Below are 15,171 nucleotides of genomic sequence, written 5' to 3' on the forward strand. Positions count from 1 at the left end.
GCGCGTGTCACCGCGTTCTAGAATCAGCCGGTGAGCCCCACCGCGACCACCGTGCTCGTCGTTCCCCTCCTGGTCTTCGCAGCGCCGCTCCTGGCGAGATCCGTCTCTCGTTGGGCAGCGGTTCCGGTGGTCGTCTTCGAACTCGGCCTCGGCATCGTGGCCGGCCCCGCGCTGCTGGGCTGGGTCGGTGAATCGGAACTGTTCGGCCGGCTCTCCGACTTCGGTGTCAACCTGCTGTTCTTCATCGCAGGAACCGAGATCACCCGGTCGGCGGTTCGCGGACGCACGGCTCGGCGCGCCTGGCTCGGCTGGCTGATCAGCATCGCGGTCGGGATCGCGGCGGGCTTCGCTGTCTCACCCGGATTGGGCGCGGTGATCATCGGGATCAGTCTGGCGTCGACGGCTCTGGGAACCTTGCTGCCGATCCTCCGCGACTCCGGTGACCTCGCCACACCGTTCGGCGTCGCCGTCGGAGCGATCGGCGCCGCGGGCGAGTTCGGGCCGATCATCGCCATCTCGCTATTCCTCGGCGGCCGCTCGTTCGGTACGGCGAGCGTGGTGCTCTTGGTCTTCGGCGTCATCGCGGCGGCCGCCGTGATCCGGGCGCGCCGCACCTCTCATCGCCGCCTGCACGCCTTCGTCGAATCGACCCTGCACACGTCGGCGCAGTTCGCCGTCCGCACCGTGCTGGCCATTCTGGCCGTGATGATCTTCCTGACCGTCCAGCTCGGCATCGACATGCTGCTGGGCGCATTCACCGCGGGGATCGTCTGGAAGCTCCTCATCCGAGATGCCGACGAACAGACGCAGCGGTCGGTGGAGGCCAAGATCGACGCCGTCGCGTTCGGCTTCCTCGTCCCGATCTTCTTCGTCTACACGGGTGTGAAGTTCGATCTGCAGTCGCTGCTCGATCATCCGCTCGCCTTCGCCTGGATCCCCGTCGTCCTGGTGGCTCTGCTCCTGGTCCGCGGGCTGCCCTCGATGCTCGCCGCACCCGAGGGCGCCGGCCGCCGCGAGCGAATCGCCACCGGGCTCTACGGCGCCACCGGCCTTCCGATCATCGCGGTCGCCACCGACATCGGTGTCCGCCAAGACGTCTTGACCGGCACGCAGGCAGCGGTCCTCGTCGGCGCCGGCGTGCTGTCGGTGCTCCTGTTCCCGCTCGCCGCGAGCGCACTGCGCCCGGGGTCGGTCGAACGGAGTCCGGCGGCGTCGGTGGTCGAAGAGTGAGACGCCGCTAGTCGCGGGGGTGCCTGACGCCGCCCGTCGGTCATCGAGCCCGTCGGCTCTTCACTCCAAGCCGAGGCCCGCCCCTCACGCCACCTCGATCGCGGACGTCGTCGGCTCCGATTCGGGAAGCACGCCGTCGAGCTGAATCCAACCGTCGGCGACCATCCGCAACAACAGGTGGGTCTTGTTCGCCACCGGCAGCCCGGCGTCGTCGTACCTGGCCGAGACGCGCCGATAGTGAGTGCGAACCGTGCTGGCGGCGACGAAATGCCGGGTCGCGGTCTCCTCGACGGTCGCACCCATCACATACGTGGTCAGGATCTCCCGTTCCCGCGCCGACATCGGAGTCCGGCCGGACGTCGGGCCCAGCGCTCTGGTCAGCAGGAGGTTAAGACGGTGGTCGATGTCTGGGCCTTCAGTGACATGATGAACGCCGGAGCGGATATCGGCCTTCTCGACCGTACCGCCGACGACGATGACGCGTCCGGCCATTGAGCGGCCGAACCGACGCAGCGCGAGACGATCGCCGGCTCCGACCACCACGACGCGCGTCGCCCCCGCCAGGAGTCCGGCCGTGTCGACAGCGACCACCGGATACCCGAACCGATTCATCCACACCATGAGCACTTCCCGCTGCCACGGATTCTCACTCCACACCCCGACCGACTGGCCTGTCCCCGACTGCCGCGCCACTGCCCCGGAGCCCGTCATTCTCCTCGCCTCCTCGCCGATGTCCCGCCGCCATGCCTTCCCTTCGGACGGTATGGCGACATCGGCGCACGAGAAAGACCCCAATTCCTCTGTCCTCCTAAGAGGCGACAGAGGTCAGGCCTGCTCCCGGGGTCAGTCGCTGCCGACCAGACGACCTTCGCCGTCGTACTCCTCGCGGACGACGACGTCGCCGGCGACCTGCAGAACAGTCGCCACCACGCGACGCCGCGGCGGCAGGATGCGAATCGTGACGGTCCCCGCACGAGCCGCGGCGAGCGCGGTGACGGCACCGCCGATCACCCGCTCGCGGACGTCATCGTCCGCACCGACGAGCCCGTGATCGTCGAGCAAGATCACCTCCACCCCTCGACGTCGTGCCTGCCGCGCCGCGTCGGCAACACTGCGGACGTCGAATGTCGGCGCCCGCAGCGAATCACGCAACCGCGCCTCGACCAGACTGCACTCATCGCGTTCGTCCGCCGAGAGCGGCGCCGCGTCGACGAGCCGCTCGAGCAAGGGGCGCGCTTGGTCGTCGAGTCGGCCGAGTTGCCGGTCGCGTTCGTCGAGGACCGCGCGCCGCGCGGCCTCCGCAGCCGCGGCCTCGGTGCCGGCCCCCTGCATCAGAAAGATCTCGCGCGCCGCCGGCCGGATCGTGATGGCGAAGAAGGACGACATCACAAGCGGCGCCAGGTTGATCAGCGAGATCGAGATCCCGTACCCGGCGCCTTCGCCGATGCCGACGGCCCACAGTGCGGTCGCGCCGATCGCCACCAGCATCGAGAGCCACGCGACGCCTGTGCGGCCGCGTACACAGAGGTAGGTGCACAGCGCCGTTGTCGCCGACAAAGGCCAGAAGGTCAGGATGCGCACCCCCGGATCGTCGACCACCAGCAGCACCGACACCGTGGCCACCGGGCCGGCGGCGGCGACGACTGCCGTCACCGACCGCCGTAACGGATCTCCCGGCACCTGGATCAGTGCGACTGCCGCAGCGCTCGTCACCCCCCAGGCGACGATCTCCGCCAGCCATCCGGCCACCCCGCTCCCTGCGGGGCGCGTCATCACTCCCACCAGCGCAAACGTTCCGATGAAGACCGCCACGAGCGCCTTCGCGGCGGCGGTCCGCAGGCCCATCAGATCACCGATATCACCGCCGGCCGGAAGTTGCTCCATCAGCGTGTCCATCCCAGTCGGACGGTGGTTCCGGCGCCGGGCGACGACTCGATGGCGGTCGAACCTCCCGGGACCCGGTCCATCCGGGCCCGGATGCTGACCGCGATGCCGAGTCGATGGGCCGATACCGCACCCGGGTCGAAACCGACGCCGTCGTCGGTCGCCGCGATCCTGATCGAATCGGCGTCCACTCGGCCACGCACGGTGCACCGCGCATCGGCCCCGGCGTGTCGGCGACTGTTGCGCAGGGCTTCGGCCAGTGCCGCGCTCACCGCACGCACCGCCTCGCTCGGCAGCTCCGCCTGTGCGGCATCAGAATCGGCAGCGGGTGCGTCGACGGCGAACTCCGCCCTCGGGTCTGCCTCGGTAGTGGTCGCACGCAGGTGCACCACGGCGGCCTCGAGGCCGAACGGACGGTCGGTGGGCAGTCCCGAACGGATCTCGTCGAGTTCGGCGAGGGTGGCGGCCGCCAGCCGCGGCACGTGCTCCTGCGCCCCGCCCCGGGAGGCGGTCAGCAGGGTGGACATCACGCTGTCGTGAATCAGCGCGTCGAAGCGTTCGCGTTCGGTGTCGCGGGCCCGCTCGGCTGCGGCGGTCGCGGCCGCCGCATGGGCACGATCGGTGGTCTCGTCCAGAATCCTCCCGGTGCGCAGCGCCATCACGGCCGCACCGACGAATAAGCTGCAGAACATGATTGCGAAGGCGATCTCGGGAGCGAGCTGTCCCGGATCCACTTCGCCGCGGATCACGAAGTTGATGAGCTGCACGCAGACGCAGCCGAACACCATGTGCGCAAAGGCCGCCCAGGCCGGCCACGCCAGCACCGCGGCGATGCTGGCGAGCCCGGGAAACGCCGCCAGCCATACGCCGTCGCCGGCCGGGACGGTGGTGCCGTCCCAGGCGATCGGCCAGGTGAGGACCGCGACGAAGAAGCTGAGGGCGGCGACGGCCGCCGTCGCCCGCGTCCAGCGCGGCACGCCGATCAGAGCGGTCACTCCCAGCGTCAGGCCGGGGACGAAGACGATCGCGCACATCGCCGGCGTCCACCAGGAGCTCATCAGCGGTGCGAGCTGGAGGATCGCCGGCAACAGGAGGATCAAGTACCCCACGTAACCGACCGCCGCGAACAACGCGAACATCCGCCTGATCCGGTCCAGGTTGTCGTGCCGCCGCTCGGGAGCGGCGTATCTGACGGCGCCGCTCACTGGTCGCGCTCGGGGATCGGCAGCAGTCCGTCCTCGACGGCCCGCTGATAGAGATCCACCTTGGTGCCTGCGGGCCGACCGGCTGCGGCGTACTTCGCCCGGATCCGCGCGACGTAGTCGTTGACCGTCTCCGTCGACAACCCCAGCATGCGCCCCACCCGGTCGGCCTTCTCCCCCGAGGCGTACAGCGAGAGCACCTCCTGCTGCCGAGGACTCAGGCCGGTGGCATCGAGGTCGGGGTCGCCGTCGACGGCCGCCGCCCACTCGGTGGTGATGACCGGGTTGCCCTCCGCAGCCGTGGCGATCGCCTCGACGACCCGCTCCACCCGGGCGGATTTACGCACGATGCCGAGCACCCCCGCCTTCGCCGCCAGACGGACCAGGTACGGGTTCTCCGCACCGGTGTAGACAAGGACCGATAGACCCGCGTCGTGCAAGGCCTCGATGTTGGCCGTCGGCGACGACCCGTCGGCCAGCCGCAGATCCAGCAGCACCAGGTCCAGGCAGACCTGCTGCGCGAGCAGCCCTTCGACGGTGTCCGACGACGCCATCAGCGACAGGCCGACGTGGCCGTCGAGCATCGCCCGGACCCCCAGCACCATCGACTCGTGATCTTCGACGATCCCGATCCGTTTGGCGGCCATGAGCGCTAGTCGACGCCGGAATCGATCGCCGCGCGGTCGAGCGACTCGGATGCCGCGTCCTCCGGCTGGCCGCCGGCGATCGCCTGCGCACCGCCCGCGGACAGCTCGCCGACCAGGTCTGCGGTCGCGCCACCGACGATGCCGAGCTGCGCGTACTGCTCCAGGCGCGCACGCGAATCGGCGATGTCGAGGTTGCGCATGGTGAGCTGGCCGATGCGGTCGGACGGACCGAACGCGGCGTCGCCGACGCGCTCCATCGACAGCTTGTCCGGGTGGTACGAAAGGCCGGGTCCGGTGGTGTTGAGGAAGTGGTAGTCGTCGCCGCGGCGCAGTCGGACGGTCACCTCGCCGGTGATGGCCGAGCCCACCCAGCGCACCAGCGACTCACGCAGCATGAGCGCCTGCGAGTCCATCCACCGGCCCTCGTACATGAGGCGACCCAGGCGACGGCCCTCGTTGTGGTAGTTCGCGACCGTGTCCTCGTTGTGGATCGCGTTCACCAAACGCTCGTAGCCGATGTGCAGCAGTGCCATGCCCGGTGCCTCGTAGATACCGCGCGACTTGGCCTCGATGATGCGGTTCTCGATCTGATCCGAGACGCCCAGCCCGTGGCGGCCGCCGATCTCGTTGGCCTTCAGGACGAGAGCGACGGCGTCGTCGAAGACCTCGCCGTTGATGGCGACCGGGCGGCCCTGCTCGTATCGGATGGAGACGTCCTCGGTGGCGACCTCGACGTCGTCCCGCCATGCGGCGACGCCCATGATCGGCTCCACCACGTCGAGACCGTGGTCGAGGTGCTCGAGGGTCTTGGCCTCGTGGGTGGCGCCCCAGATGTTGGCGTCGGTGGAGTACGCCTTCTCCTGGGAGTCGCGGTACGGCAGATCGCGTTCGGTCAGCCACTGGCTCATCTCGTGGCGGCCGCCGAGCTCCTCCACGAACTGGGTGTCGAGCCACGGCTTGTAGATCCGCAGGTTCGGGTTCGCCATCAGTCCGTAGCGGTAGAACCGCTCGATGTCGTTGCCCTTGTAGGTGGAGCCGTCGCCCCAGATGTCGACGCCGTCCTCCTTCATGGCGCGGACCAGGAGCATTCCGGTCACCACGCGGCCGAGCGGCGTGGTGTTGAAGTACGTCTTGCCGGAGGTGCGGATGTGGAAGGCACCGCACTGCAGTGCGACGAGGCCCTCCTCCACGAGCGCGGCGCGGCAGTCCACCAGGCGCGAGATCTCCGCACCGTACTGACCCGCGCGGCCGGGCACCGAAGCGATGTCCGGCTCATCGGCCTGGCCGAGGTCGGCGGTGTAAGTGCAAGGGATAGCGCCCTTTTCGCGCATCCATGCAACGGCGACGGAGGTGTCCAGACCACCCGAGAACGCGATTCCGACGCGCTCTCCCTTCGGCAACGAGCTCAGCACTTTCGACATATGTCCAGCTTAAACAGTACTTCGGCCGCAGTCACAACCCGGTCCCCTTCGGTGGTCGAGGCAAGCGCAGCGATTCGAAAACCGCAAGAACGAGCTGGGATCGGCGCCCCGGTGATCCGCCGGAAGGCGAAGCTGTCGCGATGACCTGTCCACCGTTGATGCGCAGGATCGCTTGTGGGCGGTCTGAGACAACGAACGGGATGTGGGCATAGCGCACCGGCAGCACGCATACCGAGACCGCTGTGCCAAGTTCAGGACGCAGACGGGCCTTCGAGGGAACATTGCCCTCGAAGGCCCGTCTAGTGACTGATCTTGGAAGCGCTACGCCTCGACCTCGCTGCGATCACCGCTCCAGAGCGTGTGGAACGAGCCGGGCTTGTCGACGCGCAGGTAGGTGTGCGCACCGAAGTAATCCCGCAGCCCCTGGGTCAGAGCGGCCGGCAGCCGCTCGGCCCGCAGCGCGTCGTAGTACGACAGCGACGACGCGAAGGCCGGCACCGGGACACCCATCGCAGTCGCGGTGACGATGACCCGCCGCCAGCTCTCCACCGAGTCCTCGACCGCGTCGCGGAAGTACGGAGCCAGCAGCAGCGCGGGAAGCTCCGGATTCTCGGCGTAGGCCTCCCGGATGCGGTCCAGGAACTTGGCCCGGATGATGCATCCTCCACGCCAGATGGTGGCGAGCTTGCCCGGATCCACGCTCCAGCCGTACTCGGCGCTTCCCGCCGCGATCTGGTCGAAGCCCTGCGAGTACGCCACGACCTTCGACGCGTACAGCGCCTTCCGGATGTCTTCGACGAAAGCCGCCTTGTCGGCCGGGGCCTGCGCGCCGGTGGTGCCCGCGACGAGCCCTCGCGCGCTCTCGCGCTGGGACGTCGAACTCGAGAGGGCGCGCGCGAAGACGGCTTCGGCGATGCCGGTGGTCGGGATGCCGAGGTCGAGTGCCGACTTCACCGTCCAGCGGCCGGTGCCCTTCTGGCCCGCGGCGTCGACGATCACGTCGACGAGCGGCTTGCCGGTCTCGGCGTCCACCTGCGACAGCACCTCGGCGGTGATCTCGATCAGGTAGCTGTCGAGGGTGCCGGTGTTCCATTCGCGGAATACGTCGGCGATCTCGGCGACCTCCATGCCGAGCACGTTGCGCATGAGGTCGTACGCCTCGCCGATGAGCTGCATGTCGGCGTACTCGATGCCGTTGTGCACCATCTTGACGAAGTGGCCCGAACCGTCGGGACCGATGTGCGTGCAGCACGGGACGCCGTCGACGTGCGCCGAGATCGATTCCAGCAGCGGACCGAGCGACTCGTACGACTCGGCGGGTCCGCCGGGCATGATCGAGGGACCGTTGAGAGCGCCCTCCTCGCCGCCGGAGATGCCCGCGCCGACGAAGTTCAGGTTCCGCGCGGCCATCGCCGCCTCGCGGCGGATCGTGTCGGTGTACAGCGAGTTACCACCGTCGATGATGATGTCGCCGGGCTCCATCAGGTTCGCGAGTTCTTCGATCACGGCGTCGGTCGGGTCGCCGGCCTTGACCATGATGAGGACGCGGCGCGGCCGCTCGAGCGCGCCGACGAACTCCTCCATGGTCTCCGTGCGGATGAAATCGCCCTCGTCGCCGTGCGCCTCGATGAGCGCATCGGTCTTCGCGATGCTGCGGTTGTGCAGCGCGACGGTGTGCCCGTGCCGCGCGAAGTTGCGGGCGATGTTGGAGCCCATCACCGCGAGCCCGGTGACGCCGATCTGCGCCAGACGCTGTCCTGTTTCGACCATGAAGTTCCTTCTCTGTCTCCCGGTCGCGCCGTGCGGCGACCCGGCAATTCCACCACTCTCAGTACTACCGTCCCGATTGTCTCAGCATTCGTCGAACCGCAGGAGTCGGGACGCGCACGGACCGCATCGGGCCCGCCCGTCCGGATCCGGAACCGGCGGGCCCGACAGCCGTCAGAAGGAGCCGTTCAAGAACTCCGCGTAGGCGGGCAGATCGAGCTGACCGTGCCCGGAGAGCCCGATCACGACGACCTCCTCCTTGTCGCTGTTCGCCACGTGCTCGGCGCACGCGGCGATGGCGTGGGTCGACTCCGGGGCGGGCACGATGCCCTGGGTGCGCGCAAACGTGATGCCCGCGCTGAAGGCGGCGCGCTGGTCGATCGCGACGCCCTCCACCAGACCCAGCTCCACCGTGTGGCTGAGCGCGGGCGCCATGCCGTGATAGCGCAGACCGCCGGCGTGGATGGGGTCCGGGACGAAGTCCATACCGAGCGTGTGCATCTTCAGCAGCGGCGTGAGGCCCGCGACGTCGCCGTGGTCGTAGCGGTACTCACCCTGAGTCAGAGACGGACAGGCCGACGGCTCGGCCGCGACGATCCGCGGATCGGAACGGCCGTGCAGCTTCTCGCGCAGGAACGGGAAGGACAGGCCCGCGAGGTTCGATCCGCCGCCCGCGCAACCGAAGACGACGTCGGCGCCGCCGGGCTCCACCGCGTTCAGCTGGTCGACGGCCTCGAGGCCGATCACGCTCTGGTGCAGCACGACGTGGTTCAGCACGCTGCCGAGCGCGTAGCGGGTGTCATCATTCGCGGCCGCCACCTCCACCGCCTCCGACACCGCCATGCCGAGGCTGCCGGTGGTGTCGGGGTCCTTCGCCAGCATCGCGCGTCCGGCCTCGGTGAGGTCGGAGGGACTCGGGTGCAGCGTGCCGCCGTAGGTGCGGATGAGAAAGCCCCGGTACGGCTTGGAGTCGTACGACGCCCGCACCTGCCACACCTCCACGTCGAGACCGAACTGCGCGCCCGCGAACGAGAGAGCGCTGCCCCACTGACCTGCGCCGGTCTCGGTGGTGAGCTTCTTGACCCCGTCGATGCTGTTGTAATACGCCTGCGCGACAGCCGAGTTCGTCTTGTGGCTGCCGACCGGGCTGACGCCCTCGTACTTGACGTAGATCCGCGCCTTCGTGTTCAGCGCCTCCTCGAATCTGCGGGCGCGGAACAGCGGCGACGGCCGCCACATCTGGTAGATCTCACGAACCGGCTCAGGGATCTCGATGTAGGCCTCGGTGGAGACCTCCTGGGCGATCAGACCGGCGGGGAAGAGCGCGGCCAGATCGTCGGGCCCGACCGGTTCCTTGGTTCCGGGGTGCAGGTGCGGCGGAATCGGCTCGTCGAGCTCCGCGGCGAGGTTGTACCAGTGGGTGGGCACGTCCACTGTGACCAGATCGGGGTTGGACGCGTCAACATTGCTTGTCATGCAGGTCACCATAATGTGCGCAGTAGGCTGCACGTCATGACGGGCATCAGGTGGGTGGCGGACGGCTTCGGCGGGCTCGACGACTTCCGGGCCGTCGCCTGCGAACCCGCAGCTCCCGGCCCCGGACAGCTCACCGTCCGCGTCACGGCCGCCGGAGTGAATCCCGCCGACCTCAAGCACACGCTCAGGGCCTCCGACCCCGCTCTCCTGCCGCTGCCGATCGGCTACGAGATCGCGGGGGTGGTGACCGCCATGGGACCGCGGACCCGCGCCGGGTCCGGGGCGGTGTCGGTGGGCGATCGCGTCGCGGCCTTCCGCGTGCACGGCGGCTACGCGTCGGCGATCACCATCCCCGCCGAGAAGGCCTTCGTCCTGGCGGATGCGGTGCCCGACGACCAGGCCGCGGGGCTGCTTCTCGCGGGGTGCACGGCGGCCGAGCTGCTGTCGCGGTCCGGTGCGGTGTCCGGCGAGACGGTGCTCCTGCACGGCGCCTCGGGCGCAGTCGGCGCCGTCTTCCTGCAATTGGCGCGTCGAGCCGGGGTCACCGTCGTCGGCACGGCCGGTCCCGGTCGGTCGGACGCGGTCGCACGGTTCGGCGGTATTCCGGTGACCTACGGTCCCGAACTGGCTCGGCGCGTCCGCGACGCCGCACCCGGTCCGGTGGTCGCAGCGCTCGACGCGGCCGGAGGCCCAGAGGCGACGGCCGCGTCACTGGAACTGGTGGCCGATCGCGATCGGATCCTCACCGTCGTCGACCGCGAAGCCGCGCGCGAGTACGGCTTCGACGCGCTCTCGGGCGCCGACCCCGCCAGCGCGGCGTTCCGGGACGGTGTGCGCGGCGAACTCCTCGATCTGCTCGCGGCCGGCGAGCTGACGGTGCCGATCGCGCGCACCTTCCCGCTCGATCGTGCGGTCGAGGCGCTGCGGCTGGTGGCCGCCGGGCACGCCGGCGGCAAAGTGGTCTTGATTCCGTGAACCCATCAGACCGTGACCCCCAGACCGGGGCGCCGTCAATCCGGCAGCATCGGGCTCTCGGGCAGATGTGGACGACCCACTAGCACTCCCCGCGTCACCGCACCCTTCCCGAATCTCGACCGCAGCGAGTCGATGGCCAGGTCGAGGTCGCCGGCGTGGTCGGCGCCGTCGAGCGGTAACGCGAGCTGAACGGCGCCGTGATCGGCGAGGTTGGTCAGCGACAGCCCGATCAGCGTGCAGCCGCGCTCACGAATCAGCGGCATCGCCTCGTCGAGCAGACCCCGCGCCACCGCGAGAACGATATCGGTGCGGTCGGTCGGTTCGGATAGCGTCCGCGACCGCGTCACTCGCTCGAAGTCGTGGAAGCGCAGACGCAGCACCACCGTTCGCACGAGCCGCTGCGCCGACCGGAGACGGCGGCCCAGGCCGTCGACGATCGCGACGAGTGTTGCTTCTATATCCGCCTCCGACCGCCACCGACGACCCAGCGCCCGTTGAGCCCCGATGGAACGTCTGCGTCTGCCTGTCTGAACGCGCCGTGGATCGCGAGCCATCGACAGTGCGTACAGGTGCCTGCCCGGGCCGCGACCCAGGAGCATCGACAGCCGTTCCTCGCCCAGCGACGCGATCTGGCCCACGGTCTCGATCCCGGCCTCGGCCAGGCGTTGCTCGGTCTTGGCGCCCACGCCCCACAGCCGTCGCACGGGCAACGGGTGAAGGAAGTCGAGTTCGCCTCCCGCGGGGACCTCGAGCAGACCGTCCGGCTTGCCCACCGCGCTCGCCACCTTGGCCACGAACTTGGTGCTCGCGACCCCGACAGTGATGGGCAGGCCCACCTCGCGGCGCACCCGCTCCCGCAGCCGTGCCGCGAGCTGAACGGGCGATCCGGCGATCGCGTGCATGCCGCCGACGTCGAGGAAGGCCTCGTCCACGGAGATGCCCTCGATAAACGGCGAGAAGTCGGAGAAGATAGCGAAGACCGCGCGGCTGGCCTCGGTGTACGCCTCGAACCGAGGGTGCACCATCACCGCGCGAGGACAGAGCGCTCGGGCTTCACGACCGGCCATCGGCGAGCGGACACCCATCGCCTTGGCCTCGTAGCTCGCCGCCACCACCACCCCGCCACCGACCAGCACCGGACGGCCGCGCAGTGACGGGTCGTCGCGCTGCTCCACGGACGCGTAGAAGGAGTCGAGGTCGGCGTGCAGGATCGATGCCTGCTTGCGTGTGCCCGCGTCCACTCTCATACCGCGAGGGTCTCACCGGGGTCCGACATCTCCCAGCCGCGGCACCACCGACCGGCGGAAAGCTCAGACCCGGCGCATACGGAGGACCACATCCCGCACATGATGGCCGCCGCCCGCCGGGATGCCGCGGTCGCGCGCCTCGTCGGTCACCACTTCCCAGCCCTCGCCCAGCAGACGTACCATGTCGCGGGGCCAGAGGAACCCGTCCGGGCTCCGCCCGTGCGCGCGCATCCCCTCGGGGTCGTGCATCACCACGAGCAGCGTGCCGCCGGGCCCCACGGCATCGGCGATCTTCTGCAGGACCGCGACGTCGTCGCTCGCGATGTGGAAATAGCTCAGGGCCACCAGGTCGTACGTGCGGTCGAACTGATCTGCGGTGACGTCGAACGGCAGCCAGGTGATTGTTTCACGTGAATCAGTCGCGGCCGCACGCTTGAGAGCCACGGTGGAGATGTCTGCTCCCACCACCGTCCAGCCGTGGTCGGCGAGCCACCGGGCGTCGGCGCCTTCGCCGCACCCGAGGTCGAATGCCGAACCGGCAGGCAGATCACCGACTTCCGCGATGAGCGCGGGGTTCACGTTGGTGGTCCACAGCCGGTCCGACGACTCGTAGAGTTCGTCCCACTCGGCCGCGGAGACGGGATGACGGGGAGCCTGCTGCTGATCGTGGTCGTGCTGATGTTCACTCACTCCTCGACGCTCCCACAATCACCGGCCACGCCGCGACGCGGCTTGCGCGCGCGGCAAGAACCGGCGCCGCGGCGGACCGCACGGCACACTGGAGCCATGAGTCACCCCATCCGAATCGGCGTCCAGCTCCAGCCCCAGCACTCACCGGAGTACTCCCTCATCCGGGACGCAGTGATGCGTGCCGAAGACGCGGGAGTCGACATCGTCTTCAACTGGGACCACTTCTTCCCGCTGTCGGGCGACCCCGACGGCGCCCACTTCGAATGCTGGACCATGCTCGGCGCCTGGGCCGAGCAGACCTCCCGCGTCGAGCTCGGCGCTCTCGTCACCTGTAACAGCTACCGGAATCCGGAGCTGCTGGCCGACATGGCGCGCACCGTCGACCACATCAGCGGCGGTCGTCTCATCCTCGGCATCGGCAGCGGCTGGTTCCAGCGCGACTACACCGAGTACGGATACGACTTCGGCACCAAGGGCAGCCGACTCGACGCCCTCGGTGCCTCCCTGCCGCGACTCACCGAACGGCTCGCGAAGCTGAATCCCGCACCCACGCGCCATATTCCGCTGCTGATCGGCGGCAGCGGCGAGAAGAAGACACTGCGGCTCATCGCCGAACACGCCGATCTCTGGCACGGGTTCGTCGACGTCGAGTCCTATCGCCACAAGTCTGGTGTCCTGGCTCGGCACTGCGCCGACGTGGGACGCGATCCGGCCGAGATCGAGCGGTCGGCGGAGGTCCGCTTCGACGGCGACGTCGGCGCCATGCTTCGGTTCGCCGACGACATCACGGCCGAGGGCGTCACCCTCCTCACGGTCGCCACCGGCGGACCCGACTACGACCTGACGGCGGTCCGGGAACTGGTGCGCTGGCGGGATTCGCGCACCGCATAATCGGTGCCGGCCCGATGGGCCGAAGCGGACACCGCCCGGGACGCGCCCGATATAGTCCGGATTCATGACCCGACCCCGGAACCGACTCTCCCGAATCCGTCTGGCGACGGCGCTCTCCGGCATCGTCATGACGATCGTTCTGCCACTGTCCGGCGCCCCGGCCGCGCACGCCGGACCGGCGTCGTGTGTTCCCTTCGGCACCGCACAGATTCCGCCGGGCGTTCCGTCCACCGGTGATCGCACCGGACTGACGACCTTCGCCGAGTACACGGGCAAGCAGGCGCCGTCACGCGTGGACCTGCGGACCGAGAAGACTCAGTTCAATCGATTCTGGGAGTTCGCACTCACCGACGCCGGCACGCTGGTGACCCGGCCGCGTCCCCCGCGGTCAGCAGCGGACAGCCGCTGGCGGACGGTCCCCCTGCCGTCCTGCCTGCGCGGACGGCTCGTCGCGATCTCACTGGACGACGACGAACTGGTCGGCGTGGATCGAGAAGGCTGGATCTACACCATGGACAACGTGACCCAGTCCCCTCTGCTGTGGAACTGGACCTCCGCGTGGGGCGCCATGCTGTGGACGGGGCCCGGCCGCAAGCTGCCGGACGACCGCCGCGGCGGCTGGGCGCTCAGCGTGACCTCGCCGTCGGACAACCGGGCGTACCTGGATATCGCCGGCCGCGTCCACCCCTCCGGTCAGGCGAAGATGACGATGATCCCGGCGCTCACCGGCGACGGCAGCCGGATCACCTACGCCGATCCGTGGCTGCCCAACGACGACAGCTACGAGATCGGCAGCCCGCTCGGCGGCCGGTTTCAGTCCGTGGCCCTCTCGGCCGCCGGATCCACCACCTTCGTCGTCAACCGGTACGGCGACATGTTCACGCGCACTTTTGATTTCGACTCTTCCGGATCGGATTCGGTGTTCTTCCGCTACAGCTGGGACCCGCAGACCGGGAAGCCCAGCGCCACCAACCTGACGGTCGAGGCCTTCGATCGGTCGACCGCCGCGGTCCAGCTCCCCGCACCCGACTGGACACGCCAGCCCAAGATTCCCGGCGAGATCACCTCCGCGATCACCGTGATCTCCACCGGTCCTGGCCCCGAGAAGCGCGAGCTCCGGGTGGAAGGCCGGAGCAATGGCCGAACGGGCTTCTGGCACAAGGACCTTCACGCCTCGACATGGACGTTCACCCCGACCGGCAGCACGCTGCAGGGCCGGCTCCTGGAGAACTCGCCCGGCGATCGGTCCGCGGAGACGCTCGCCCCCGAGAAGCCGTGGAATCTGTCGGCGTCCCTCCCCTCCCGCTCCGCGCTCGTCGACGGGCAGACACTCATCGATATCGGTATCCCGTACAGCGTCATCGACCCGCGGATGCTCGACGAGGTGGGACTCACCGCGGCGCCGTCCGGCTACCGACTGTCGGTGTCGAGTTTCGATCCCGCGGTCACCACTCGGCCGGCCACCGTCACCACTCCCGACGGCCATCGGATTCCGGTGCTCCTGCACACCGCCGACGGTATGCGGATGACGCCCGGGCACGTCGGCCTCACCCGCACCCCGCGCCATCTGGTCGGCGCCGTGGAGATCCCCCGCGAGGCCTTCGCGAATCGCGACCGGGACCCGGAGCTGCGCCGCTTCGTCGACACGTGGATGCGAGGCAAGTCGATCGCCCCGATCACGCTGAGCGCCACCACCACCGACCTGGTGGTGCGCTGAGGCATCGCACGGGTCCGCGACGCC

Annotated in this window: 13 protein-coding genes; 4 read left to right on the top strand and 9 right to left on the bottom strand. The window is 69.2% G+C overall.

From position 1 onward, the window contains the following. The first annotated feature begins 30 nt into the window (after positions 1-30). Positions 31-1,230, top strand: coding sequence for a cation:proton antiporter (locus GSI01S_RS11420; protein WP_006896715.1), 1,200 nt, complete (start codon positions 31-33; stop codon positions 1,228-1,230). Between the two features lie 84 nt (positions 1,231-1,314). Here the strand turns inward: GSI01S_RS11420 and GSI01S_RS19550 are convergent, their stop codons facing one another. From GSI01S_RS19550 to GSI01S_RS11455, 7 genes are all read right to left on the bottom strand, one after another. Further along, positions 1,315-1,941 carry a helix-turn-helix transcriptional regulator gene (locus GSI01S_RS19550; protein WP_006896716.1) on the bottom strand — a complete coding sequence of 209 codons (627 nt, stop codon included), beginning with the start codon at positions 1,939-1,941 and terminating at the stop codon, positions 1,315-1,317. A gap of 132 nt (positions 1,942-2,073) precedes the next feature. Continuing rightward, a complete protein-coding gene (locus tag GSI01S_RS11430; protein WP_006896717.1) occupies positions 2,074-3,114 on the bottom strand; it encodes a DUF8320 family protein in 1,041 nt (346 codons plus the stop codon). Beyond that, on the bottom strand, positions 3,114-4,319 hold the full coding sequence (locus GSI01S_RS11435; RefSeq protein ID WP_006896718.1) for a sensor histidine kinase: 1,206 nt from the start codon (positions 4,317-4,319) through the stop codon (positions 3,114-3,116). The genes GSI01S_RS11430 and GSI01S_RS11435 overlap by 1 nt, the downstream gene beginning before the upstream one ends. Continuing rightward, the gene (locus GSI01S_RS11440; protein ID WP_006896719.1) at positions 4,316-4,963 is read right to left on the bottom strand and encodes a response regulator transcription factor; all 648 of its coding nucleotides are present in this window, start codon (positions 4,961-4,963) and stop codon (positions 4,316-4,318) included. Before GSI01S_RS11440 ends, GSI01S_RS11435 begins: the two co-directional genes overlap by 4 nt. A 5-nt stretch (positions 4,964-4,968) precedes the next feature. Continuing rightward, the gene (argG, locus tag GSI01S_RS11445; protein WP_006896720.1) at positions 4,969-6,384 is read right to left on the bottom strand and encodes an argininosuccinate synthase; all 1,416 of its coding nucleotides are present in this window, start codon (positions 6,382-6,384) and stop codon (positions 4,969-4,971) included. 321 nt (positions 6,385-6,705) lie between these two features. Then, positions 6,706-8,154 carry an NADP-dependent phosphogluconate dehydrogenase gene (gene gnd / locus GSI01S_RS11450; protein ID WP_006896721.1) on the bottom strand — a complete coding sequence of 483 codons (1,449 nt, stop codon included), beginning with the start codon at positions 8,152-8,154 and terminating at the stop codon, positions 6,706-6,708. Between the two features lie 171 nt (positions 8,155-8,325). Beyond that, the gene (locus GSI01S_RS11455) at positions 8,326-9,627 is read right to left on the bottom strand and encodes a TrpB-like pyridoxal phosphate-dependent enzyme (protein WP_006896722.1); all 1,302 of its coding nucleotides are present in this window, start codon (positions 9,625-9,627) and stop codon (positions 8,326-8,328) included. 36 nt (positions 9,628-9,663) lie between these two features. Between GSI01S_RS11455 and GSI01S_RS11460 the strand changes: the two genes are divergently transcribed. Next, the gene (locus GSI01S_RS11460; protein ID WP_006896723.1) at positions 9,664-10,602 is read left to right on the top strand and encodes a quinone oxidoreductase family protein; all 939 of its coding nucleotides are present in this window, start codon (positions 9,664-9,666) and stop codon (positions 10,600-10,602) included. Between the two features lie 35 nt (positions 10,603-10,637). Here GSI01S_RS11460 and dinB read toward each other — a convergent pair whose 3' ends face one another. Together dinB and GSI01S_RS11470 are read right to left on the bottom strand one after the other, a co-directional pair. Continuing rightward, a complete protein-coding gene (gene dinB / locus GSI01S_RS11465) occupies positions 10,638-11,849 on the bottom strand; it encodes a DNA polymerase IV (protein WP_006896724.1) in 1,212 nt (403 codons plus the stop codon). Between the two features lie 63 nt (positions 11,850-11,912). After that, on the bottom strand, positions 11,913-12,539 hold the full coding sequence (locus GSI01S_RS11470; protein WP_006896725.1) for a class I SAM-dependent methyltransferase: 627 nt from the start codon (positions 12,537-12,539) through the stop codon (positions 11,913-11,915). 96 nt (positions 12,540-12,635) lie between these two features. On the opposite strand from GSI01S_RS11470, the gene GSI01S_RS11475 reads away from it, so the two are divergent. Both GSI01S_RS11475 and GSI01S_RS11480 read left to right on the top strand, forming a co-directional pair. Beyond that, positions 12,636-13,430: an LLM class F420-dependent oxidoreductase gene (locus tag GSI01S_RS11475; protein ID WP_006896726.1), complete on the top strand. Its 795-nt coding sequence runs from the start codon at positions 12,636-12,638 to the stop codon at positions 13,428-13,430. A 64-nt stretch (positions 13,431-13,494) separates the two neighbouring features. Further along, positions 13,495-15,147, top strand: a complete 1,653-nt coding sequence (locus tag GSI01S_RS11480) for a hypothetical protein (RefSeq protein WP_006896727.1) — start codon at positions 13,495-13,497, stop codon at positions 15,145-15,147. The last annotated feature ends 24 nt before the right edge of the window (positions 15,148-15,171 follow it).

This window comes from Gordonia sihwensis NBRC 108236, from assembly GCF_000333035.1.
GTDB classification, from domain to species: Bacteria; Actinomycetota; Actinomycetes; order Mycobacteriales; family Mycobacteriaceae; genus Gordonia; species Gordonia sihwensis.

What these genes read in the sequence shown, in the direction of transcription:
- dinB (WP_006896724.1), bottom strand. Translation starts at nt 11,849, where the DNA reads ATGAGAGTGGACGCGGGCACACGCAAGCAGGCATCGATCCTGCACGCC.
- argG (WP_006896720.1), bottom strand. Translation starts at nt 6,384, where the DNA reads ATGTCGAAAGTGCTGAGCTCGTTGCCGAAGGGAGAGCGCGTCGGAATC.
- GSI01S_RS19550 (WP_006896716.1), bottom strand. Translation starts at nt 1,941, where the DNA reads ATGACGGGCTCCGGGGCAGTGGCGCGGCAGTCGGGGACAGGCCAGTCG.
- gnd (WP_006896721.1), bottom strand. Translation starts at nt 8,154, where the DNA reads ATGGTCGAAACAGGACAGCGTCTGGCGCAGATCGGCGTCACCGGGCTC.
- GSI01S_RS11460 (WP_006896723.1), top strand. Translation starts at nt 9,664, where the DNA reads ATGACGGGCATCAGGTGGGTGGCGGACGGCTTCGGCGGGCTCGACGAC.
- GSI01S_RS11455 (WP_006896722.1), bottom strand. Translation starts at nt 9,627, where the DNA reads ATGACAAGCAATGTTGACGCGTCCAACCCCGATCTGGTCACAGTGGAC.
- GSI01S_RS11475 (WP_006896726.1), top strand. Translation starts at nt 12,636, where the DNA reads ATGAGTCACCCCATCCGAATCGGCGTCCAGCTCCAGCCCCAGCACTCA.
- GSI01S_RS11430 (WP_006896717.1), bottom strand. Translation starts at nt 3,114, where the DNA reads ATGGAGCAACTTCCGGCCGGCGGTGATATCGGTGATCTGATGGGCCTG.
- GSI01S_RS11440 (WP_006896719.1), bottom strand. Translation starts at nt 4,963, where the DNA reads ATGGCCGCCAAACGGATCGGGATCGTCGAAGATCACGAGTCGATGGTG.
- GSI01S_RS11480 (WP_006896727.1), top strand. Translation starts at nt 13,495, where the DNA reads ATGACCCGACCCCGGAACCGACTCTCCCGAATCCGTCTGGCGACGGCG.